Here is a 23,411-nt window from a genome sequence, read left to right on the forward strand (position 1 = left end):
TTGATTATTTTAGTTGTTGTAGCGCCGCTATACGCTGTGCCATCGGTGGATGTGTAGAAAATAACTCACCCCAACCTGGTTTATCACTAATACCCGAAGCCGCCATCGATTGCGGTAACTCGCCAGGAGCCATACCGCCCAATCTCGCTAAGGCATTAATCATTGGTTGACGATCGCCCAGCAGTCTCGCAGCACCAGCATCTGCACGGAATTCGCGTTGACGTGAGAACCACGCAACAATCAAGGAAGCACCAATTCCGAATAGAATTTGGAATACAAATGAGGCGATATGAAAACCAATGCCGGGCGTATGATTTTCATCATTTTTAGACAAGAAACTATCCACCGCGTAGGCAGCGATTCTCGACAAGAACACCACAAAAGTATTCACCACACCTTGAATCAAGGTCATAGTAACCATATCACCATTAGCGATGTGCGCAACTTCATGACCCAATACCGCTTCAACCTCTTCCTTGGTCATGCTTTCCAACAAACCTGTTGAAACCGCTACCAAAGCAGAATTTTTGAATGCGCCAGTAGCAAATGCGTTTGGTTCGCCGTTGTACACAGCCACCTCAGGCATGCCAATGCCTGCACGTTCAGACAAGGTCTTCACGGTATTGACCAACCAAAATTCAGTCGATGATGATGGATTATCGATTACTCGTGCGCCTGTTGACCATTTTGCCATCGGCTTACTGATCAATAGCGAAAAAATTGCACCAGTAAAGCCAACCACCAATGAGAACACAGCAAGACTGCCAAGATTTAAACCCTTTGCGGTCAAATAATTATTCACACCAAGCAAAGACAAAATCACCGTCATTACCAACATGACTGCAATATTGGTTGCTAAAAACAACACGATACGTTTCATAATATTTCTCCAAATTCGAGACCAGCAATCATTTACTCGCCACCTGATATTGTTCTCTTGTCGCCATTTTCAAGAGGTATTTTACCTAGATTAAGAAATAATCACTTTGCCCAAGTACGCCAAACGGGAATTAACTCTTTCGATAAATTTGGCAGTTGGCCAAGATCAGGTGAATGTTCGTCGGGCGCGTGAAAATCCGATCCACGCGATGCCATAAATCCATAACGCGAAGCAATTTTAGTGTACTCGTCATATTGATCAACGGTATGACTTCCGGTCACAACTTCAATCGCCCCACCTCCGAGCGCCTTAAACTCATTAAAAAAAGCATCAAATGCCAAAGGACTTAAATCATAACGCCCTGGATGAGCGACGACTGCGACGCCGCCCGCCCCCTTTATCCAATTTACGGCTTCGGTCAGATTTGCCCAACGATGCGGCACATAGCCAGGTTTTCCCTCGATCAAATAAGACTTAAAGACCGCAGATACGTCTTCACACACACCAATTTCGACCAAATAACGCGCAAAATGTGAACGTGAAATCAAGTCGGGATTACCGACATACTTTAACGCTCCCGCATAACTGTTTGGGATACCTACTTTTGCCAAATCTGCGGACATATCTTCAGCTCGACGCTGACGTCCAGATCGGGTTTTAATTAATCCTGCCAATAAATCAGGATTATTCTCATCAATATTTAAACCAACAATATGAATGGTCTTATTTGCCCAAGTAACTGAAATCTCCAAGCCAGTCACAAACTGCATTCCCAAGTCGGTCGCCGCCTCTCGGGCGGCAATAATTCCACCTACTTCATCATGATCGGTTAATGCCCAAACATCAACACCCTGCGCATGCGCACGCTGCGCCACCTCGGCAGGCGACAAAACCCCGTCGGAAACGGTTGAATGGCAATGCAAGTCAACATTCAAATTGGCAAATGGATCGGTGTTTATTACTTGGATGCTCATGACAAACCAGAATCTAAATTGGGGAAACTACATTGTACTCCTGCAGCGCAAGCTTTGCCGCCTTAGCAAATCAAGTCGAAGATGGCGAACTAGAAATTTGTTTCAATGCATCTGCAACTGTCGGAAATAACAAACGCGCGCCCAATTCCAACTTAATCCGCTGATTTTTTAAGCGACGTGACTCGGACATGAATGAAAGTAGCATAGGAGACACTTGCTGCTCTAATTCCTTTCTAGCAAGCCGGGGGGCGCGTGTTAATTGAAAATGGTCTGCCACAAGATCGAAATAATCACCCATTTTTAAATCGCTATCATCAACTGCGTGATAGACACGATTAGGACGTGCACGAAAAATCGCTAACTTAATCAATATAGCGAGATCTTCTGCATGAATGTGATTTGTGTAAACATCATCGGCCTCAATTAATGCCGGTGTCGCTTTACGCAAGCGCTCAATTGGCAAACGATCTGCCGCATAAATCCCCGGAACTCGCAAAATAGACAAGCTTGCTCCGCGCCTTTTTGCCCACGCACGCAGCATGGTCTCTGCCGATACGCGACGCTTTGCTCTTGCATTATTCGGATTTAATATACGCGTCTCATCGAATTCTGCACCAGCGCAATCACCATAGACTCCAGTCGTACTAATATAAACAAGGCGTGCCTTCTCAGGTAAAATAGTCAGCAAATTTTGTGTTCTGCCATCAATCGTCCCTTCGCCACGAGGCGGTGCGAGATGCACAATCACATCAGCAAGTCCGGCTAATCGTTTCAATGTTTGAGCTTGATCTAAATCGGCAAAAACAGGGATTGCTCCTGCTGCACGCAACTGCGTAAAACGCAAGGAACCGACAGCTTGGCTAGTCACCGCAAATATCCGAAAGTGCTCACGCAGATGTGGTAGTAGACGCATACCAACATCACCGCAGCCAATAATTAGGCATCGTTGTTTTGCAAATTTATTGCTTCGGCGTTCAGTAGAAATACTTGGCTGCATGAGATTTAAATTATTCGTTTTTAATTTCAGGAATCGTATGACGTTTCAAATAACTATTTCACCAAGTGGTCGTCAATTTCAATGCGACGACGATGAAACCGTATTAACTGCTGCCTTACGAGCGGGGCTCATTTTGCCATACGGCTGCAAAAACGGGGCTTGTGGATCATGCAAAGGCAAAGTCAGCGCTGGTCAAGTTGTGCATGGCAATCATCAACAAAAAGCCTTGAGTGATGAAGAGGAAGCGCAAGGTGGCGCCCTATTCTGCTGCGCCAAACCGCAATCTGATCTCACTATCGAAGCGCGTGAAATGTTGGCAGATGATGACTATCCAATCAAAAAACTGCCTAGCCGCATCGCCAAATTACAAAAATTATCAGAAGACGTAATGCTGATTGAATTGCAATTACCGGCAGCTGAAAAATTCAACTTTCGTGCTGGGCAGTATATTGAATTTCTCTTAAAAGATGGCAAACGTCGGAGTTATAGCATCGCCAATGCGCCACATGTAGAAGGCCCACTGAGTCTGCACCTACGTCACATGCCTGGTGGCTACTTCACCGATCAAGTTTTTTCCACACTCAAAGAACGCGACATCATGCGCTTTGAAGGCCCACAAGGTAGTTTCTATCTGCGGGAAGATTCTGGTAAGCCAATGATTTTGCTGGCATCGGGTACTGGTTTTGCACCAATTAAAGCCATCGTTGAACATTTAATCCATATCGACTCGAAGCGCCCTGTTCATTTGTATTGGGGAGGTCGCCGACCACAAGATTTGTATATGCACGCGCTGTGTGAAGAATGGGCAAACACATTGGAAGGCTTCCAATACACGCCTGTCGTTTCTGATGCGAATGCCGAAGATAAATGGCAAGGTCGCACAGGATTCGTACATCAAGCGGTGTTGAATGACTATGCTAATTTATCTGACTATCAAGTCTATGCCTGCGGTGCTCCTATCGTGATCGAATCCGCTAAACGCGATTTTGTTGCGAAATCGCATTTGCCTGCAGACGAGTTTTATGCCGACTCATTCACCTCGGAAGCGGATTTAGCAAAAAACTAATTTATTTAAAACGATGAAATTATTTTTCATTTTTTTTGATTTATTTCAGGTTTGCATCGCACATAACCGCAAAAAAACCGTTACACTACGCGAATGAAAAATTTTACCGACATGTCTTCTCCAAATATCGCTCGACGTCGCTGTTCGCACACCGAGCCTGGGAAGTCTTGCGCGTAAGAAAAGCAAGGTCACGATAAAACCACAGGCTCAAACCCTGTGGTTTTTTTTTGCGCGCTGGTGGATTTGCTTGTGGATGAGATGGCAGATCTGCTGACGTATGCTGAGAGTGGTCGTTCTGCGGTAACATCTTTCGCTTATTCTGTTTTTGTATTTAATTTTGGATTTTTAGTCTTTGTTTTCTTCTTTGAGGAGTTTTGAAATGGAATTTAGTCAGTACAACGTCAATGCCCTGATGTACATCACACCGCGTCCTGAGTTGGTGTTTACGGAAGGCCGAGGCATGTGGCTGACTGACCATAATGGCAAACGTTACCTTGATTACTTGCAAGGTTGGGCGGTTAACTGCCTAGGACATTCTCCACAATGCATCACCGATGCGGTGGTCGCTCAAGCCGGAAAATTGCTCAATCCTTCGCCTGCTTTTTACAACGAAAACATGGTCTTGTTGGCCGATCAACTAACCAAGCATTCTTGTTTTGATCGCGTCTTCTTTGCCAATAGCGGTGCCGAAGCGAATGAAGGTGCAATTAAATTAGCGCGTAAATGGGGACAAAAAAATAAGAACGGCGCGTTTGAAATTATCACTTTCGATCACGGCTTCCATGGCCGTACTCTCGCCACTATGTCTGCTTCTGGCAAACCGGGTTGGGATACTATCTTTGCACCGCAAGTGACAGGTTTTCCGAAAGCTGATTTAAACGATATCGCCTCGGTTGAAAAACTCATCAACGACAAAACCGTGGCAGTCATGTTAGAGCCTGTGCAAGGCGAAGGCGGCGTGATTCCAGCGAGTCGCGAATTCATGCAAGCACTGCGTGCGCTGACTAAGAAGCATAATATTCTATTGATCGTCGACGAAGTGCAAACAGGCATGGGACGTACGGGCGAATTATTTGGCTACCAACTCTCAGGCATAGAGCCGGACATCATGACCTTGGGCAAAGGCATAGGCGGTGGCGTGCCACTAGCAGCCTTGTTAGCAAAAGAAGAGGTTTCCTGCTTCGTACCTGGTGATCAAGGTGGCACTTATAACGGCGCACCATTGATGACTGCGGTTGGCTTGGCTGTCATCAAAGCACTGACCGTACCGGGTTTCTTAGATGAAGTGAAAGCAAAATCTGTGTATTTGAGCAAAGCACTGAATACACTTTCCGACCAATTCGGCATGGAAGGTGAGCGCGGTGAAGGTTTATTACGCGCACTCAAACTCGGCAGCGATATCGGCCCGCGTTTGGTCGAAGTCGCGCGTGATCTGGAGCCGATTGGTTTACTCATCAATTCCCCACGTCCTAACTTACTCCGCTTCATGCCCGCGCTGAATGTCAGCTACGAAGAAATCGACACCATGATTTCTATGTTGAGCAAAGTCATCCAACAGGTGATAGACGAAAAAGCCGCAGCATCGACAGCATCCTAAAGTTTACATATCCGAACAAATTAACATGGCTATCAAACACTATTTACAGGTCGCCGACCTGACGCTTGATGAATACGACTATCTGATGCAAAGAGCTCGGATCATCAAAGATCGCTTTAAAAAATACGAACCCTATCACCCGCTTTTGGATAGAACACTGGTGATGGTATTTGAAAAAAATTCCACTCGGACGCGCTTGAGTTTTGAAGCAGGTATGCATCAATTAGGCGGTGCGGCAATTTATTTGAATACGCGCGATAGCCAACTTGGTCGTGGCGAGCCAGTAGAAGATGCAGGTCAAGTCATGTCACGCATGTGCGACATCATCATGATCCGTACCTTCGAACAAGAGATGATAGAAAAATTTGCCGCGAATTCACGCGTGCCTGTCATTAATGGTTTGACCAATCAGCATCATCCTTGCCAAGTGTTCGCCGATGTATTTACCTTCATCGAACATCGCGGTTCCATCGCTGGCAAAAAAGTCGCGTGGATAGGTGATGCGAACAATATGCTGTACTCATGGATGCAAGCGGCGAAAGTATTTGGATTCCATTTACATATTTCGACGCCAAAAGGCTATGACATTGATCCGGCTTGTGTGACAGTCGAAGCGGAACACTACACCGTTTTTGATAATCCATCAGATGCCTGCGTCGGTGTCGATGCCGTCAATACTGACGTGTGGACCAGCATGGGTTACGAAGCGGAAAATCAAGCTCGCCTGAAAGCGTTTGACGGTTGGATTGTGGACGAAGCAAAGATGGCGCGTGCAAATCCTGATGCGATTTTTATGCACTGCTTGCCAGCACATCGCGGTGAAGAAGTATCCGCAGGCGTTATCGATGGCCCGCAATCTGTAGTTTGGGACGAAGCTGAAAACCGCTTGCACGTACAAAAAGCCTTACTCGAATATTTAGTCATCGGCAAAGTCGATAACTAAGCAGAATTCCAAGTTCATCTCAACATTATTTCAGCAATATCTTCAACATTAGAAAGCACATCATGAGCGACGTCAAAAAAGTAGTGTTAGCGTATTCCGGTGGTTTGGATACTTCCGTTATTTTGAAATGGTTGCAAGACAACTACAAATGCGAAATCGTCACGTTCACCGCCGATTTAGGTCAAGGCGAAGAACTCGAACCCGCACGTGCCAAGGCCTTGAAATTCGGCATCAAACCAGAAAATATTTTCATCGATGACGTACGTGAAGAATTCGTTCGTGACTTCGTCTTCCCTATGTTCCGCGCCAACACCGTGTATGAAGGCGAATACTTATTGGGTACTTCGATTGCACGTCCACTCATCGCCAAACGCCTGATCGAAATCGCCAAACAAACGGGTGCCGATACGATCTCTCACGGTGCAACTGGCAAAGGTAACGACCAAGTACGCTTTGAACTCGGCGCTTATGCATTGATGCCAAACGTCAAAGTCATCGCACCATGGCGTGAGTGGGACTTATTGTCACGCGAAAAATTGATGAAATATGCCGAAGATGCAGGTATAGAAATCGATCAAAAACACAAAAACGGCGGCGCGCCCTACTCCATGGATGCCAATTTATTACACATCAGTTTTGAAGGTCGCCATTTAGAAAACCCAAGTGCCGAAGCTGAAGAATCAATGTGGCGTTGGACGGTCAGCCCAGAAGCAGCACCAGATCAAGCAGAATACCTCGACATCGAATACGAAAAAGGCGATATCGTCGCATTGAATGGCGTACGCATGTCACCAGCAACAGTACTCACTGAACTCAATCGCTTAGGCGGAAAACACGGCATTGGTCGTTTAGATTTAGTTGAAAATCGTTTCGTTGGCATGAAGTCACGCGGTTGCTACGAAACCCCTGGCGGCACCATCATGTTACGTGCTCATCGTGCGATCGAATCCATCACTTTAGATCGCGAAGTTGCGCACTTGAAAGACGATTTAATGCCACGTTACGCCAGCTTGATTTATAACGGCTACTGGTGGTCTCCTGAGCGTTTGGCATTGCAGACCCTGATCGATCACACACAACAAAATGTGAACGGCTGGGTACGCGTCAAACTGTACAAAGGCAATGTGATTACGGTGTCTCGTGACTCCAAAACAGACTCCTTATTCGACATGAACATCGCAACCTTCGACGAAGACGGTGGTGCTTACAATCAAGCCGATGCAGGCGGTTTCATTAAATTGAATGCCTTGCGTATGCGGATTGCAGCGAATGCAAAATTGAAACGCGGTTAATATAGATTTATTTGGCAGTCCCCTCTCCCGCAAGCGGGAGAGGGAATTAACATCAAAATTCAAACACCATGACCACACAATTCGACCAAGTTAGCGTCATCAAAAAAGCCAATCTCTATTTCGACGGCAAATGTGTTTCGCATACTGTGCTTTTCCCTGATGGCAGTAAAAAAACTATAGGCGTCATCTTTCCATCCAGCCTCACCTTCAACACAGGCGCAGCAGAGATTATGGAAATCAACGCAGGTGTTTGCCGCATCACACTAACTGGCGACAATACGTTCAAGGAATATCGCGCAGGGCAATCTTTTTCTGTACCTGCAAATTCTAGTTTTCAAATCGAGACCTTAGAAACCTTAGATTATGTCTGCCACTTTATCGATGCATAATGTTTCGCTGACCACAAAGAAGAATGATGACTGACGGAAGCCATGACTAATTAAACGGTGCTAGGACTTTCGAAAAATAAAGTAGCCGCTAAACCATTTACTCGATTTAAGAAAATAGCTGGCATAGATGATTCAGTTCTGCCATCAGAATTTCCGCTTATTTAAATCAGCTATTTCTACTTAACTAGCATCTACTTTCAGGGCTTGCTTGAATTGTTGTTTCAAGCAAGTTCTCGCCAATCAAGATTGAGCAATCAGATTTCACTTATTGTCCTATTTCGACAATAGATGCATCGGTGCAGGTTTGATTGAAGACTTACACAAACACCGGCTCAACTTCGAGCGCAACTGCAAATTTCTTTCTGACATCAGCTTGAATCTCTTCTGCTAAAGCTCTGATATCGGCACCTGTGGCGCCACCTAAATTCACCAGTACCAAGGCTTGTTTCTCGTAAACTCCAACTGTCTTTAATCGACGCCCTTTCCAGCCACATTGTTCAATTAACCAACCCGCTGCTAATTTAAAATCTCCATTCGATTGTGGGTAGCTAACGCAGCTAGGATATCTTTGCAAAATTTGATTCCTAAGTTCCGCCGATACAATTGGATTCTTAAAGAAGCTTCCAGCATTACCTATCACAGCAGGATCGGGTAATTTGCTCTGGCGTATTGCAATGATCGCTTGACTAACATCATGCGGTGTCGGCTCAGCAATTTCACGCTCCTGTAAGAACTTTGCCACATCACCGTAGGCTAAACGTGGCTGCCATGCCTTTGCTAAGGCAAAACTAACATCAACAATCACAAAACGATTTTGCTCACCACTCTTAAAAATACTATCGCGATAAGCAAAGGCACAATCTTGTTTTTGGAAAGTTCTTAAGGAACCAGTAATAAAATCAAAAGCAGTCAAGCTATGAAAGCAATCCTGCATTTCAACGCCGTATGCACCGATATTTTGAATAGGTGAAGCACCGACGGTTCCGGGAATGAGCGAAAGGTTCTCTAAACCACCATAAGCTTGCCCCAAGGTCCATTGTACGAATTCATGCCAATTTTCTCCCGCCCCTGCACGCACTATGAAGTGCTCAGCCGTCTCCATTAGCAAGGCACGCCCCTTGATTGCCATCTGTAACACGAGGTGAGGAAGCTGGTCGGATAAAATAATATTGCTACCGCCGCCAAGCAATAGCCGTCGCAGACCTGCAAGTGCGACATCAGATTGCATGCGTTCCCATAGGATGCGTAATTGATCTATGTCGTCAATTCTTAAAAAATGACTTGCTCGTGCGTCGATACCAAAGCTGTTTAAGCCTAGCAAGGAGACATCATGTTGTATTGTGATTTCAGGTTTCATAAGGACAAGATTATAGTCGTGAATACAGATTTTCCCGACAGCCTCTTTGTAAATTGCCTGCAAAGTTGGGCTTAGTTTTTGTTAAAATGTCGACACCGCAAAAAATCTTATTCATTTCAGATTTTTAATTGCGTTTGCATTACGAACTTATATCTCTCTACTAGGAAAACAACATGCCATCATTTGATACCGTTTCTGAAGCCAACATGGAAGAAGTTAAAAATGCGATTACACAAGTTAATAAAGTTGTGACGAATCGCTTTGACTTAAAAGGTACTAGTGCAAAAGTTGAACTCAAGGACAAAGAACGCGAAATCATCATCTTTGGCGACACCGAATTTCACCTCGATCAAATCATGGTCGAGATGACACAAACCATGGGAAAACGTAATGTTGACGTACGTTTTTTAGATATTGGCAAAGTTGACAAAATCGGCGGCGATAAAGTAAAACAAGTCATCAAGGTAAAAAACGGTATCCAAACTGACGATGCTAAAAAGATCGTCAAAGTCATTAAAGACAGCAAATTGAAAGTGCAAGCTAGCATCCAAGGCGATGCGGTGCGTGTGACTGGGGCAAAGCGCGACGACTTGCAAGCAACGATGGCGATGCTGCGCAAAGAAATCAAAGATCTTCCTTTGGAATTTAATAACTTCCGCGACTAATTATCCGGTCTGGCGAAATTTCACTAAATTTCGCCGGAACAGTTAGCACGATCTATTTCGCTCAACAACACCATAACGCATTAATTGCATTTAGCGACCATCGTTCAATCTTATTCATGAATTTGATGAATCTGCAAAACACGCAATAAAGTCAGTTCAAAATAAAAAACGACGCCATACGACCAGTTTGAGAAATAGCGAACCAAATTAGCGCACCAATCGAGGCTTAAAAAATGTATCGACAACTTCTCAAGCTATTCACATCAAAACCAGTTACTACTGAAGGTCAAAACATTTTGTTCAAGCGCGCTTTAGTCCATTGCACCTTATTGATCTCATCGACCATACTGTTTAGCAATTTAGCACTGGCAAACGAAATTAGCTTGGTTGCTTTAAGTAACGGTAAGGCGATGTTAGTCATTGATGATAAACCGCCCAAAATGTTTGCCGTCGGTAGCAACATCGTTTCAGGAATAAAGTTAATTTCTGTGAATGCGAATAGTGCCACCATTGAGTCAGAAGGAAAGCGTCAGACTTTATATCTCGGACATGCGGTACTTAAAAACGAATCCACAAAAAGTCCGAGTATCACTTTGCAAGCAGCCGAAAATGGCCACTTCTTTATCGAAGGAAAAATTAACGGTGGTAGTAAATTAAGAATGATGGTCGATACAGGTGCTAGCTTTATTTCGATGTCGGCTAGTGACGCTAGAAAATTAGGTATCGATTACAAAAAAGGAATTCCTTCTCGTAGCAGTACGGCGAATGGCGTCGTTCAAACCTATATCGTACGCCTTGACTCTGTGAAAGTCGGTGAAATTGAATTATTTCAAGTTGATGCGTCGGTACAAGAAAACGAGATCGGAATTGGTCTACTCGGCATGTCGTTTCTAAAACGACTGAGTATGGTACGAGAAGGCCAACAAATGATTTTAACGAAGAAATAAAGTTGGCTTCTGATCTCACTGGTAGACGTTCCTGCTTTGTCGTTTTTCATTAGCAGACAAAGCAGGAATTAAAAGCTACATACTCAAAGTCGAATGCAAAAACAAATTAATTAAGCCTTCTTTAAACGACGTTGTTTCACTGCATCGGCAAGCACCTGCAAGCTCTGCTCACTATCTTTCCAATCGATACAACCATCTGTGATCGATTGCCCGTAGACTAAGTCTTTACCAGCGACTAAATCTTGGCGACCTGCCACCAAATTGGATTCGATCATCACGCCAATAATGCGCTCATCGCCGGCTGCAATTTGGCTTGCAATATCCGCGCAAACTGGAATTTGATTCAGTGGATTTTTTGAGCTATTGGCATGCGAGGCATCGATCATGATGCGCGGCACTAAACCATTCGCTGCAATGTCCTTAGCTGCGGCATCAACGCTTGCAGCATCATAATTTGGCGTTTTACCACCACGCAAAATAATGTGGCAATCTTCATTGCCATTGGTTGAAACAATCGCAGAGTGACCACCCTTCGTTACCGATAAAAAGTGATGTGGCTGTGACGATGCTTTGATCGCATCGACTGCGATTTTGACATTTCCATCGGTTCCATTCTTAAAACCTACAGGGCATGACAAACCAGACGCCAACTCACGATGTACTTGTGACTCGGTGGTGCGTGCACCAATTGCGCCCCAGCTAATCAAGTCAGCGATGTATTGCGGGCTAATCATGTCCAAGTACTCTGTCCCAGCAGGCAAACCAAGTTCATTGATATTCAAAAGCAATTCACGTGCAATGCGTAAGCCATCATTGATACGGAAACTGTTATCCATATACGGATCATTAATCAACCCTTTCCAACCAACTGTGGTACGTGGCTTTTCAAAGTAGACGCGCATCACAATTTCCAATTCACCGGCAAATTTCACTCTTGCCTCAGCCAGTTTTTTTGCATACTCCATCGCCGCTTTAGTATCGTGAATCGAGCATGGGCCAATCACCACCATCACGCGATCATCTTTGGCTTGCAAGATATTATGTAAGGCTGTACGCGCATTAGCTGTCACTTCAGAAGCTTTATCCGAACAAGCAAATTCGCGAATCAAATGCGAAGGTGGAAGCAGCTCTTTCATTTCCCGAATACGTAAATCGTCTGTACGTTGCATGATGTTTTCCTGAGTTTCGATAAGATAAAAATGTGTTTAAAAATTGTTTGATCTACTTTACCGCTCCGCTCTTGCACCAACAGTTGAGTCAATTGTAAAGCTAACTACAATAACTACTTATTTGGGCAAAAAAAAACCGCCATGACTGGCGGTTTCTTTGGATCGGTTGGGTTCTATGTACGTCGATTTTGCTTCTACGTGAACTTACCGCTTCTCCACCGCCTTAGGGTTGGAATAGCTAAAGTAAAAGTGAAAGTAAAATCGTGCAAAATTCATGAAAACCTCGTGATCGAATGGATCGACTATAACAACATCAGCGCCCAATTGGCAAGCAATTTATCAGAATATGCGCGTAAATTTATAAAAGCCTTGAGCTAACACATGAGTTAGCACATAAGCTTATATCGATAAGCCTATGTAGGCGCTTATGTAGGCTTATAAAAAGCTCGCAATTTCACTCAATGGCTTCTTACGAATATTCGGCACCATACAATCATCTGCAGGGTGACCAACCACCAACAGAATATAAGGTTTCTCATTGTCTGGACGGCCGAGTAATTCATTGAGAAATCCCATCGGGCTCGGCGTATGCGTCAGCGTTGCTAATCCAGCGTGATGAAGTGCGGCGATCAAAAAGCCGGTCGCAATCGAAACCGATTCTGGCACGTAATAATTTTTGACAGCACTACCATCATCCATCAATGTACTTTTTTGCCCGAATATCGCGATCAGATAAGGTGCATCTTCGAGAAATGGTTTATTTGAGTCTGTGCCTAAAGGTGCGAGTGCATCTTTCCATTCTTGTGGCGCACGACGCTCGTAGAATTCACGTTCCTCAATCTCAGCTTCAATACGAATACGATGTTTGAGTTCTTTATCACTAACTACTGCAAAATGCCAAGGTTGATGATTCGCACCGGATGGCGCTGTGCCCGCAGCCAATAAACATTGCTCGATCACTTTGCGAGATACGGGCTTTGAAGAAAATTCGCGTATGGTTTTACGACGTGCGAGTTCCTCATAAAACTCGGCAGCACGCGTTTCCATTTCTGCCTCCGGATAAGCACGATAAGTACTCAATGGAATAAATTGAGGCGATCCTTGGTTAAAAGAAAGTTTAGACATGCTGTTCCTTTCATAAAAAAAGACACTGTAATCACAATGTCTTTTCTACTCAAGAAGCAAAATCACATTCAATACAAGTCTCAAAAAGTAAGGCTTTTTAACAATGATTCAACGGCAAAAAGATGTATAGACAATATGAACTTTTGCCGCGAATTTACCAAGAGAAACAATGCCTTAGACTTTAGAGAGGCCAGAATCTATTACTAAGCAAAAAATCAGGCCGTACCACCAACCACCAAGCCATCTATTCGCAAAGTTGGCTGTCCTACGCCTACTGGAACGCTCTGTCCCTCTTTGCCACAGACCCCAACACCAGAATCTAAACGCATGTCATTACCAATCATTGATACTCGATTCAGAACTTCTGGCCCATTACCAATTAGGGTTGCACCTTTGACTGGATAAGTGACTTTCCCGTTTTCGATCATGTAGGCTTCACTGGCGGAGAAAACAAATTTGCCATTCGTAATATCCACTTGGCCGCCACCAAAATTTACTGCGTATAAACCATTCTTAACCGATGCCAAAATCTCGGCTGGGTCTTTTTCGCCAGCCAACATATAAGTATTTGTCATCCTTGGCATTGGCAAATGAGCGAAAGATTCACGGCGCGCATTACCAGTCACAGACATCTTCATCAAACGCGCATTCATCGTGTCTTGGATATAGCCTTTAAGAATACCGTCTTCAATCAGTGTTGTACATTGGGTTGGATTCCCTTCGTCATCGATATTGAGAGAGCCACGGCGATTTTGCAATGTTCCATCGTCGACAACCGTTACGCCTCTTGCAGCGACGCGATCGCCAATGCGACCAGCAAATGTACTTGATCCTTTGCGATTAAAGTCCCCCTCTAAGCCATGACCAATTGCTTCATGCAACAACACACCAGGCCAACCAGAGCCAAGCACGACCGTCATTGGACCTGCCGGCGCAGGACGTGCATCAAGATTCACCAAAGCCGACTTCACCGCATCGTCTGCATATTGTTCCAACATCGCATCAGTAAAATAGCCAAAGCTATAGCGACCGCCACCGCCACTAGAGCCAGTTTCACGACGCCCATTTTGCTCCGCGATTACAGTCACGGACATACGAACTAGTGGGCGTACATCGGCCGCAATCACACCATCGCTACGCGCCACCAAAATCACATCATATTCACCTGCCAAACTCGCCATCACTTGCACAATACGTGGATCTTTTGCGCGCGCAATTTTCTCTATACGTTCAAGCAATGCGACTTTCTGTGTTGCATCTAACGACGCTAAGGGATCGTCTTGTAAAAATAAATTATGACCTTGCACGCCTTGCATAGACGAAGCTACTTGTATCTTACCGGAACCAACGCGTGCAATCGTTCGGGTTGCTGCAGCGGCTTCTAACAGAGCATGTTCGGAGATTTCATCTGAATACGAAAATGCGGTCTTGTCACCAGAAACAGCACGAACGCCGACACCTTGGTCAATTGAAAAACTACCTGTTTTAACGATGCCTTCTTCAAGACTCCAACCTTCATTTTTAGTGAATTGAAAATATAAATCAGCATAATCAATTTTATGCGTGAACATACTTTTCAATGCAGACGATAACTTCGCCTCATCAAGACCAAACGGTGTCAGCAGAATATCGCGCGCGATCGCGAGGTGTTTTAAATTTGAATCAAATGGTGTCATGTTTTTCAATCTTTATTGGCTGCCATCATGGCAATGAACTTAGCTATTGTAGAGCATTTCGTGCTGACACTTGTGTTAAGCGATGAGAACACAAAACGGCAATGAATCAGGCGACAATTAAACAAAATGTTTAAGCATCAAAAAATCCACTAGCACCCGAAGCGTCTATGTTTTAAGGCAGGCAAGTTGCTACGTATTTTTAACATCGCATCCAGATCTAAGTCAGCGATCACAAGACCCTCCCCTTCGTCCAGACAAGTTATGACTTTGCCCCAAGGATCGATCAACATACTATGCCCCCAGGTTCGTCGTCCGCTCTCGTGAATCCCCCCTTGGGCCGACGCCAATACATAACATTGATTTTCAATTGCGCGCGCGCGTAACAGGATTTCCCAATGTGCTTGCCCCGTTGTGTAGGTAAATGCTGCTGGCAACACAAGTAAGCTACACGGTCCCATATTGCGAAATAACTCTGGAAACCGTAAGTCGTAGCAAATGCCTAAACCGACCTTACCGATAGCGCTTTCAAAACTAACGATATCATCGCCCTCTTTAATCGTATTCGATTCTTGATAGCTTTCTTCGCCATTCTGAAAACCAAATAAATGAATTTTGTCGTAACGTGCAATTTGCATTCCATTTGCATCATACACAAGACATGCATTGTAAATTTTCTGGCTATCTTCTGACTGCAGTGGAATCGTGCCACCGATGATAGTCATTTGTAATTCTTTCGCCATTTGCCCTAGGAAGCTTTGCAAAACTCCACCACTTGGCGGCTCTGCAAAATTTACTTTATCGGTATCACGCAAGCCCATAATTGACCAATACTCAGGTAGCACAGCAAGCTCTGCTCCTTGCGATTTAGCTTGTCGCAACAAGCGCTCTGCGGTTTGAATATTTGTATCGGGTTTTGATACCGACACCATTTGAATTGCAGCGACTTTCATGGTCTATCCTTATTTCAATTCTGCTTTAGCTGCACCTGCTTTAGCTTGCTCTGACTTTATCTGATCTGCTTTTTGCTTATCTAAAATTTGTTGACGCTCTTTATTCTCGATTTTTGTAATGACAGGATTCGCCCAAGGCCCAGTAATTTGATATTCGTAAGTGAATGCACGTTTTAAAGGATCTCTAAAAAATAATTGTGCTAAAAAAGTTCCCAAACCGATTACTGGATTGACCGCTAAACCATACACCACGGAAGCTGCACCTGCATTCAAATCAGGAATAACCGCCACATGCAAATCTTGCGATTCTTTTGCGATATCAGTACTTCCCTCCATCAACACCGCTGCATTCACACTGGTCATTTTTAAGTTATCTGTTTTCGCAATTCCTTGCTGAATTTGCGCAGTGCCGACAATACTGTCGAAGGCAAATCCCTCTGAAAAAACATCCCGAAAATCAAGCGTAAATCGACGTGGCAAAGACTGCATACTTAACACGCCTAATAGTTTTGCAGCGCCCGGATCGACTTTTAAAAATTGCCCAGCCGCTAACGCTAATTGCAATTGCCCACTTAAACTAGGAATATCTATATCAAATGGTAAGCCTATCCATTGCGCATTACCTTCCAATTTTCCTTTTCCACCTCGCAGAACGCCGGCGAAATCAAATCGATCTAATAAACGCCCTGAGTTAACAATATCTAAGACATATTCCAACTGCGTCAAACTATCGGTTTGACGAGCTAACCACTTACCCTTGGCATTTAACTTAGCATCATCGTTACTCAGAACTAGTTTATCAATATTCCATTCACGCCCATTTGCAGCGATCGCATTATTCGCGATTAACTCTAAGTGGCCTAACTTCTTATCGAACAATTCAAAATTCTCTACTTGAATATCGAGGCTGGGAAGCTGCTTGGTCGTATTTTTGGCTTCCAGCAAATCTCCGACGTCATTGGCTGCGGAACGTGGAATCATCAATCGACTCAAACGCGCAGCTAATTGACCTGTCGATTGCTGATTGCCAAAGCCATTCCACGTAATAAAACCTGAAGCCTGTTTCGAATCAAGATTGGCCTGCCATACACCGGCTTGACGCGATGCACCCAACACAATTTGATCGAGTTTTTTTCCAAATAAGAAAATTTCGTCCGTCAACAGAGAAAAACTTGCCGGCTCAACATATTGTGCAAATCCACTACTCGCATTTGTAGCTGCCAATGCATGCGTATTCGCGTTATTAGTGCTGGTCGTATGTGCTGGTTGCTCTGTTGCCTCATGTTCGCTCAGAAAACGTCGCCAATCATCGACATTAAATGACTGCGTTTGAATGTGAAAATTGACACCGGAATCAGGTAGTTGCGCAGGCGCGTTAATAGCGACGCTTCCTCGCAACACCTGCCAAGCGGCGTTTCGATCCGCATTTTTCTTACGTTGATATTGCGCATTTAATCGATTTCCGACATTGAGCTTAATTTGTTCACGTATTTCATTACTTTGTGTGGTTGCATCTGCGGTCACTTCTAAACGTAAGGGTGCAAGCTCACTAGAAAACTTAGTTAAGGGTGCAGGTAAATTCCACGACAAGCCTTGTAGGTCTGATTCAATCAACAAATCTGCCTGACCACGCTTAACATTGATCAGGGTGTTATACCGTGCTTCGCCATCCATACCTTTCAAGAATTTTGCAAACTCCATTTCTGCAAAGTGTTTACGTATCCCATCTGCATTCGCAAGACCATCAATTTTGATGCGGATACTGCCATCTTTTTGGCTACCGCCCGTCGCTTGCGCAAGTCCGCCCAACAGATTGCCCTTGATGTTATTTAAGCTTACACCTCGCTCATTAAATTCAATTCGCCCATTCAAGCCGGTAATGCGCGGCAAATCAGGCTGCAATAGCGTCTCCGCGCTATTAAGCTGCAGAACACCATCGACTTTGGAATCATGAATCGTATTGAGTGGCAAAAACAGTTTTAAATTCAACTGCGAAACACCATTCGCTACAGAATCATGCAAAAAATATCCTAGCCATTCATCCACTGGACTGGCCTTCACATAATTCAACATAGGCTGCAATTGACCAAACGCAATGCCATCAATTTCTAATAAAGGATTGTCTGCCCCTAAATCGGCGATAACCGCTTTCACCTTCTTTAAAGGTACCGAATTGGTCATCGCAGTGTCGGCACGAATTTCCATACGACCATGTTCGAAAACAAAACTACCTTTGATGTTATCAATCACTGGCCAATACGGAGAAACGCCATCTTTGGCCAACTCGCCAGGTAAGAAATTTAACTTCGCATCTTGAAGTTTGCCTTTGACCAAGAACTCACCTTGTCGCTCAGGGAACTTCGCGTTGTGCTCAAACGGGAACTCAGCCAGAGCCCCTTTCAAGCGAAACACGACGTCATTCGCTTTACCATCTAACAAAGCGGAACTTAGCCACTCACGCAAATGCTGATGCGTTTGTTCAGGAATAAAACGCGTAATTGTCTTAACATCGAATCCTTGCAAACGGCCAGATAAATCCACTTCACCCAAATCGTCATCACGCATCGAAAGACGATGCGTACCACTCAAACTACCAATCGCACCGTCTTGTTCAAAATCCATGTCTTGAATCTGTACTTGCAATTGATCATCTTGTTGGAATTGCCAACGCGCGCGCATTTTCAACTTGGTGAACGGCATCACAGGATCAACAAAATACGTCGGCAATTGCAAGACCAAATCAGAAGAATCCAACGTAAAGCTGCCACCTTTTTCATTCGCATCAATCGAACCAGATAAGTTATCAAAGCCAGGAATCGCTGGCACAGCGGCTCTTGCTGGTAACTTATTGGTTTTGGGACGTGCCAACTGGGCTTTTAAAGCTTGCATCTGCAAATTACGGAAGTCACCTTTGATGCTGTAATTCGCAATTTCAGGAAAATTTCCCTGCCAACTCGCTGTGAAATTATTGAGTACGCCTTTTGGTGCCACGTCGATCAACAGCTTGCGTTGATCCAAGGGGATAGGCAAATGCTCGGCAAAATTGGCTAGGGATTCTAAGTCCAAGGACTCCGCATATAGTTCGACCTTCTCCCCTTGGCCTTTTTCACCTGGAGTAAAGGTTTCTTTTAAGGTCGTAGATGGGAGAACCAAGCCATCTCGAGTCTGCATAGAGAAATTAACCAACGATAGACTATGCCCTGCTTGACCAGAAAACATCGGCAGGTATTTGTGGTTTCGTGGCAAATGTTCTGCAGCGATAATACGACCGCGTACCTGCGCCATATCAAGGACAGGAAGATCTTTTCTAAACTTCCCCAAGACATCTTGTAGTTGCACATCCGCAGTAAAATCAGCCAATCGTCCACGCTCCAATTTGAGCCAAGAACGAACACTTCCTAGACCTTTATTCAAATTAAACGGGAACGGGAAATACTGATGAATTAAAGGCAAATCCGCCTTTTTTAGATCAGAATATAGCTCGCCCGACCACGAAGATAAATCCGATTTTTTACGTGCGAATACAGACTGTTGAAATTTACCTCGGACATCGACTGGCGCCGCCATAACAGCGGGTGGAACAGCGTGCAAAGCGAATTGATGTTGATGCCAATGATTATTCAACACAAAATTGACCGAACTTAAATGTAAGTCTGGTTGCATCCGCAACTGATCACGCCAACTGACTTGCCCCTGACGAATGCTAATTTGATGTTGTGCCAGTACCCAATCCAAGCCTGCTTCATCCTCTGATTTCGGATCGCTAGGTAAAATCGGAAAGCCTGCAACTTCAATCAAACCTGCTGGATTTCTTGTCACTTGCAATACGGGTTTGACTAACTCGACACTGGCAAATCGCACATCAAAAACAAACAAGGACCACCAAGAAATAGTCGTATTAATTTCTGGCAGGCTTAAGACTGGGTTTGCTTTCTGGTCGTAAATCACCACCTCACGCAGCGCGATTTTAGGATTAAATCCTTCCCAATGCGCCTTTAACTCAGCGATCTTTATTTGCCGACCAATTTGTTGCGATGCGAGTTGTTCAATCTCTGGCTTGTAGTTTTCAACGTTCGGTAAAACTAGGTAACGCAAACATAAAAATAAAGCTGCAAAAATAAAATAACAAATCAGCACAAGCCTCAAAGTCACTCGCAAACACTTGCGCATCCCTCGTCCACCGAGCAAAGCTGCAAACACGCACGCTGCTCGTGTTTGGTGCGCAAATTTACGCCAACCACAAAGAGATGGGTTTTCGACAGACTCAGGATGGTGCTGATTCAACGGCTTTTCCACTTTCAATGTGGACGGAGAGATGATGGCATATCGCCAATTGATAGGAAGACCTTAACGCGCTTCTGTACGATAAAAACTGCAAACAACAAGCTAGTCCCCCGATGAAAACCTAATAAATATAAAAACAAATAATACGTAATTATAAATTTTTTTAAACGTCGTCAAAATTTTGTTCAAAATATACCGCGACTAGGAATAAATTCAAAGCAGATTTGCGTTTTTTCAAATAAGCTTACGGTGCTATGCAGCAAAGTATAGTTTTACATGTGTTCCTGTATTTCCTGCTGTGGCTCGACAACTATGTCATTTTTAAAATTTCTCGCCTCGATATCTTTCAAATCAACTTCATGAATATCCACTCAAAACCATACGTGTCCCACGATCACTCTCGTTTTGTAACACGTTGGCTTAATGCAAAGGACAAGCGACATCAAGAGCTTGAGAATATATCGCACTCCGCCTTGAGCAGGCATTCTTTTACAGAAATTTTACAAAACGAAATACAACAAGGCGCCTCACTGAATGCGGCGATGCGGCGATTACGCAATCTGGTTCTGGCAGGTTTAATTAAGCGCGATTTGAATGGTGCCGCGGACTTAAATGAAGTCATCAGTACGATTAGTGACTTTGCCGACTTTGTGATTCAAACGCATCTTCAACAATTGATGTCTGAAATGGTAGAAACACATGGAACACCACTTGGAGAAGAAAGTGGCGAAGCGCAAGAATTAATCGTGCTTGGTATGGGCAAACTCGGGGGGCATGAACTCAATGTGTCATCAGATATCGATCTTATTTTTTGTTATAGCGAAAATGGCGACACCGATGCGAAGAACGGGCAACGCAGCTTGTCCAATCACGAATTCTTTAGTCGATTAGGGAAAAAACTGATCGCCGCGATCTCAGAAATTACTGAGGATGGATTTTCATTCCGCGTCGATATGGCCTTGCGCCCGAACGGTAATTCTGGCCCCTTAGTTGCCAGTTTTGGCATGGTTGAAGATTATTTCTTGGTACAAGGACGAGAATGGGAACGCTACGCTTGGGTCAAAGCGCGGGCGATCACTGGCAAACCTGAGCACATCGCAGCATTAGAAAAAATCATTTTCCCTTTCGTTTATCGGCGCTATCTCGACTACGGCGTGATTGATTCTTTGCGTAATATGCATCATCAAATTCGCGCGGAGGTAGTTCGGCAAGAAACCAGACACCCAGAGCGCGGCATTAATGTCAAACTAGGTCGAGGCGGCATACGTGAAGTCGAATTTTTAGCACAAGTATTTCAATTGATACGAGGAGGACGCGAAGCGGTGCTGCGAGACCGATCAACCCGCACCACGCTGAGAACCTTAGCAGATAAGGGAATTCTCGAAGCAAACCTGGTTGAACGCCTAATGCAAGCGTATATTTTCCTGCGTGATGTCGAACATCGATTGCAATATCTGGACGATGCGCAGACACATATATTTCCAGCAAACCAAGACGATCAAAAGATCGTTGCGCAAATGATGGGATATGCCGATATCGAATCGCTCAATCAGGTTTTACTCCCTCATATGCAATTTGTCGCAGAACAATTCGATGCAATTTTCAAAGACAAATCCGAACAAGAAGATGAAGTAATTAACACAACCACCATGTCCGCCAGCGACGCTAATGAAACCATAACCGCCTATCTGCAAACACTTGAATTCGATGATTTAAATGATGTCACGCAACGTCTGACTGCCACTTGGCAATCAGCAAAAATGCAAGCCTTGCCAGAAAGCAGTAAGGAAAAACTTGCCGCCTTAATTCATAGTGCTCTAAAAATAATTTCGCAGCAAACTGAAGGGCAAGCTAACACCGTACATCGCTTACTTGATTTTATGGAGCATATTGCTAGACGCACTGCTTACCTTTCCTTACTGAGCGAATTTCCACATGCATTCAGGCGCGTCATTAGGATGATGAGCGCGAGTGATTGGGCTGCCAAATTTCTCAGTCGGCACCCAATTTTGCTCGATGAATTATTAGACGAATCGGTGCTGCACCAAGCGCCAGACTGGAATGCATTTAGCGCCGAAGTAGCAACGACCATGCATGAACAACAAGGCGATGTCGAGGCACAACTTGATAGCTTGCGTGAGTTACATCACGCTCTTCTATTCCGACTATTGGCACAAGATCTTGAAGGCAAAGTAAGCGTTGAGCATCTAGCCGATTCACTTTCCAAACTAGCTGACATCATTGTAGAAGCGGTAGTTCAGGCCGCTTGGAAAACCATCGCCAGCAGACATCGAGAAACACCGAAATTTGCAGTGATCGCATACGGAAAGTTAGGTGGGAAAGAACTCAGCTATGCTTCTGATCTTGATTTGATTTTCCTTTACGACGATGATGACCAAGATGCGCCTGCATCCTACGCAAAATTAGCGCAACGCTTTATCACTTGGATGACAACTCACACTTCTTCAGGAATCTTATTTGATATTGATATCGCATTGCGCCCAGATGGTGCCAGCGGATTGATGGTCTCTTCAGTTCAAGCTTTCGAGAAATACCAAGAAAAGTCCGCATGGTTATGGGAACACCAAGCGCTCACTAGAGCACGTTTTTGTGCTGGCGATGAATCAATTGGTCAACAATTTGAACAAATACGAGAAAAGGTTTTACGATTACCAAGAGATGCCGCGGTATTAAAATCAGAAGTTGCCAATATGCGCAAAAAAATGCGCGACGCCAATCCAAATCGTAGCGAATTATTTGATCTAAAACATGATCACGGCGGCATGATCGATATCGAATTCATGGTGCAATATCTGGTTTTAAAGTATGCCCACGAACACCCAGAACTGACAGGCAACATAGGTAATATCGCGCTACTCAATCTGTGCGGCAAACTTGGACTAATCGACAGTAATCTCGCTACAGAAACCGCGAACAGCTACCGCCTGCTTCGAAAATATCAACACAATATACGCCTCCAAGGAGAAGAGCGTGCACGGGTGCAACCAGAAAAAGTTCTAGGAGCGGTCAAATTCAGTGAGGCATTGTGGGACGCTTTATTCGAATAATTCATCAGACTCGATTGTTTCTTTCAGAAACA

Annotated in this window: 17 protein-coding genes; 8 read left to right on the top strand and 9 right to left on the bottom strand. The window is 44.4% G+C overall.

Annotated features, from left to right (window positions below; genetic code table 11):
* Window positions 1-4 precede the first annotated feature (4 nt).
* From htpX to IE103_RS01635, 3 genes are all read right to left on the bottom strand, one after another.
* On the bottom strand, window positions 5-880 hold the full coding sequence (gene htpX, locus IE103_RS01625) for a protease HtpX (protein ID WP_189344265.1): 876 nt from the start codon (window positions 878-880) through the stop codon (window positions 5-7).
* A gap of 101 nt (window positions 881-981) precedes the next feature.
* Window positions 982-1,854: a 3',5'-nucleoside bisphosphate phosphatase gene (locus IE103_RS01630; protein WP_189344266.1), complete on the bottom strand. Its 873-nt coding sequence runs from the start codon at window positions 1,852-1,854 to the stop codon at window positions 982-984.
* A gap of 70 nt (window positions 1,855-1,924) precedes the next feature.
* Window positions 1,925-2,851 (bottom strand): NAD-dependent epimerase/dehydratase family protein, encoded by a 927-nt coding sequence (locus IE103_RS01635; RefSeq protein ID WP_189344267.1) that lies wholly within the window; start codon window positions 2,849-2,851, stop codon window positions 1,925-1,927.
* Between the two features lie 37 nt (window positions 2,852-2,888).
* Between IE103_RS01635 and IE103_RS01640 the strand changes: the two genes are divergently transcribed.
* The 5 genes from IE103_RS01640 to ppnP all read left to right on the top strand — a co-directional run bounded on the left by IE103_RS01640 (window position 2,889) and on the right by ppnP (window position 8,138).
* Window positions 2,889-3,917 (top strand): CDP-6-deoxy-delta-3,4-glucoseen reductase, encoded by a 1,029-nt coding sequence (locus IE103_RS01640; protein ID WP_189344268.1) that lies wholly within the window; start codon window positions 2,889-2,891, stop codon window positions 3,915-3,917.
* A gap of 379 nt (window positions 3,918-4,296) precedes the next feature.
* A complete protein-coding gene (locus tag IE103_RS01645; RefSeq protein ID WP_189344269.1) occupies window positions 4,297-5,514 on the top strand; it encodes an acetylornithine transaminase in 1,218 nt (405 codons plus the stop codon).
* A gap of 25 nt (window positions 5,515-5,539) precedes the next feature.
* Window positions 5,540-6,457 carry an ornithine carbamoyltransferase gene (gene argF, locus IE103_RS01650; RefSeq protein ID WP_189344270.1) on the top strand — a complete coding sequence of 306 codons (918 nt, stop codon included), beginning with the start codon at window positions 5,540-5,542 and terminating at the stop codon, window positions 6,455-6,457.
* A gap of 62 nt (window positions 6,458-6,519) precedes the next feature.
* Window positions 6,520-7,749: an argininosuccinate synthase gene (locus IE103_RS01655; protein WP_189344271.1), complete on the top strand. Its 1,230-nt coding sequence runs from the start codon at window positions 6,520-6,522 to the stop codon at window positions 7,747-7,749.
* A gap of 68 nt (window positions 7,750-7,817) precedes the next feature.
* Window positions 7,818-8,138 carry a pyrimidine/purine nucleoside phosphorylase gene (gene ppnP, locus IE103_RS01660; RefSeq protein ID WP_189344272.1) on the top strand — a complete coding sequence of 107 codons (321 nt, stop codon included), beginning with the start codon at window positions 7,818-7,820 and terminating at the stop codon, window positions 8,136-8,138.
* Between the two features lie 316 nt (window positions 8,139-8,454).
* Here ppnP and murB read toward each other — a convergent pair whose 3' ends face one another.
* Window positions 8,455-9,495, bottom strand: a complete 1,041-nt coding sequence (gene murB / locus IE103_RS01665; RefSeq protein WP_189344273.1) for a UDP-N-acetylmuramate dehydrogenase — start codon at window positions 9,493-9,495, stop codon at window positions 8,455-8,457.
* A gap of 173 nt (window positions 9,496-9,668) precedes the next feature.
* Here murB and IE103_RS01670 point away from each other — a divergent pair, with 173 nt between their 5' ends.
* Both IE103_RS01670 and IE103_RS01675 read left to right on the top strand, forming a co-directional pair.
* A complete protein-coding gene (locus IE103_RS01670; protein ID WP_189344274.1) occupies window positions 9,669-10,160 on the top strand; it encodes a YajQ family cyclic di-GMP-binding protein in 492 nt (163 codons plus the stop codon).
* Between the two features lie 233 nt (window positions 10,161-10,393).
* Window positions 10,394-11,107 carry a retropepsin-like aspartic protease family protein gene (locus tag IE103_RS01675; RefSeq protein ID WP_189344275.1) on the top strand — a complete coding sequence of 238 codons (714 nt, stop codon included), beginning with the start codon at window positions 10,394-10,396 and terminating at the stop codon, window positions 11,105-11,107.
* Between the two features lie 110 nt (window positions 11,108-11,217).
* Here IE103_RS01675 and aroG read toward each other — a convergent pair whose 3' ends face one another.
* The 5 genes from aroG to IE103_RS01700 form a co-directional block, all read right to left on the bottom strand.
* Window positions 11,218-12,276: a 3-deoxy-7-phosphoheptulonate synthase AroG gene (gene aroG, locus IE103_RS01680; protein WP_308426958.1), complete on the bottom strand. Its 1,059-nt coding sequence runs from the start codon at window positions 12,274-12,276 to the stop codon at window positions 11,218-11,220.
* Between the two features lie 435 nt (window positions 12,277-12,711).
* Window positions 12,712-13,401 carry a nitroreductase family protein gene (locus IE103_RS01685; RefSeq protein WP_189344276.1) on the bottom strand — a complete coding sequence of 230 codons (690 nt, stop codon included), beginning with the start codon at window positions 13,399-13,401 and terminating at the stop codon, window positions 12,712-12,714.
* A gap of 215 nt (window positions 13,402-13,616) precedes the next feature.
* Window positions 13,617-15,077 carry a metalloprotease TldD gene (gene tldD, locus IE103_RS01690; RefSeq protein ID WP_189344277.1) on the bottom strand — a complete coding sequence of 487 codons (1,461 nt, stop codon included), beginning with the start codon at window positions 15,075-15,077 and terminating at the stop codon, window positions 13,617-13,619.
* A 149-nt stretch (window positions 15,078-15,226) separates the two neighbouring features.
* The gene (locus IE103_RS01695) at window positions 15,227-16,027 is read right to left on the bottom strand and encodes a carbon-nitrogen hydrolase family protein (RefSeq protein WP_189344278.1); all 801 of its coding nucleotides are present in this window, start codon (window positions 16,025-16,027) and stop codon (window positions 15,227-15,229) included.
* 9 nt (window positions 16,028-16,036) lie between these two features.
* On the bottom strand, window positions 16,037-20,311 hold the full coding sequence (locus tag IE103_RS01700) for a YhdP family protein (RefSeq protein ID WP_189344279.1): 4,275 nt from the start codon (window positions 20,309-20,311) through the stop codon (window positions 16,037-16,039).
* Window positions 20,312-20,670: 359 nt separating this feature from the next.
* On the opposite strand from IE103_RS01700, the gene glnE reads away from it, so the two are divergent.
* A complete protein-coding gene (gene glnE / locus IE103_RS01705; RefSeq protein ID WP_189344280.1) occupies window positions 20,671-23,379 on the top strand; it encodes a bifunctional [glutamate--ammonia ligase]-adenylyl-L-tyrosine phosphorylase/[glutamate--ammonia-ligase] adenylyltransferase in 2,709 nt (902 codons plus the stop codon).
* The last annotated feature ends 32 nt before the right edge of the window (window positions 23,380-23,411 follow it).

The sequence above is a fragment of the Affinundibacterium macrobrachii genome (assembly GCF_014652415.1).
Taxonomy (GTDB): domain Bacteria; phylum Pseudomonadota; class Gammaproteobacteria; order Burkholderiales; family Burkholderiaceae_D; genus Undibacterium; species Undibacterium macrobrachii.

What these genes read in the sequence shown, in the direction of transcription:
- htpX (WP_189344265.1), bottom strand. Translation starts at nt 880, where the DNA reads ATGAAACGTATCGTGTTGTTTTTAGCAACCAATATTGCAGTCATGTTG.
- IE103_RS01630 (WP_189344266.1), bottom strand. Translation starts at nt 1,854, where the DNA reads ATGAGCATCCAAGTAATAAACACCGATCCATTTGCCAATTTGAATGTT.
- IE103_RS01635 (WP_189344267.1), bottom strand. Translation starts at nt 2,851, where the DNA reads ATGCAGCCAAGTATTTCTACTGAACGCCGAAGCAATAAATTTGCAAAA.
- IE103_RS01640 (WP_189344268.1), top strand. Translation starts at nt 2,889, where the DNA reads ATGACGTTTCAAATAACTATTTCACCAAGTGGTCGTCAATTTCAATGC.
- IE103_RS01645 (WP_189344269.1), top strand. Translation starts at nt 4,297, where the DNA reads ATGGAATTTAGTCAGTACAACGTCAATGCCCTGATGTACATCACACCG.
- argF (WP_189344270.1), top strand. Translation starts at nt 5,540, where the DNA reads ATGGCTATCAAACACTATTTACAGGTCGCCGACCTGACGCTTGATGAA.
- IE103_RS01655 (WP_189344271.1), top strand. Translation starts at nt 6,520, where the DNA reads ATGAGCGACGTCAAAAAAGTAGTGTTAGCGTATTCCGGTGGTTTGGAT.
- ppnP (WP_189344272.1), top strand. Translation starts at nt 7,818, where the DNA reads ATGACCACACAATTCGACCAAGTTAGCGTCATCAAAAAAGCCAATCTC.
- murB (WP_189344273.1), bottom strand. Translation starts at nt 9,495, where the DNA reads ATGAAACCTGAAATCACAATACAACATGATGTCTCCTTGCTAGGCTTA.
- IE103_RS01670 (WP_189344274.1), top strand. Translation starts at nt 9,669, where the DNA reads ATGCCATCATTTGATACCGTTTCTGAAGCCAACATGGAAGAAGTTAAA.
- IE103_RS01675 (WP_189344275.1), top strand. Translation starts at nt 10,394, where the DNA reads ATGTATCGACAACTTCTCAAGCTATTCACATCAAAACCAGTTACTACT.
- aroG (WP_308426958.1), bottom strand. Translation starts at nt 12,276, where the DNA reads ATGCAACGTACAGACGATTTACGTATTCGGGAAATGAAAGAGCTGCTT.
- IE103_RS01685 (WP_189344276.1), bottom strand. Translation starts at nt 13,401, where the DNA reads ATGTCTAAACTTTCTTTTAACCAAGGATCGCCTCAATTTATTCCATTG.
- tldD (WP_189344277.1), bottom strand. Translation starts at nt 15,077, where the DNA reads ATGACACCATTTGATTCAAATTTAAAACACCTCGCGATCGCGCGCGAT.
- IE103_RS01695 (WP_189344278.1), bottom strand. Translation starts at nt 16,027, where the DNA reads ATGAAAGTCGCTGCAATTCAAATGGTGTCGGTATCAAAACCCGATACA.
- glnE (WP_189344280.1), top strand. Translation starts at nt 20,671, where the DNA reads ATGAATATCCACTCAAAACCATACGTGTCCCACGATCACTCTCGTTTT.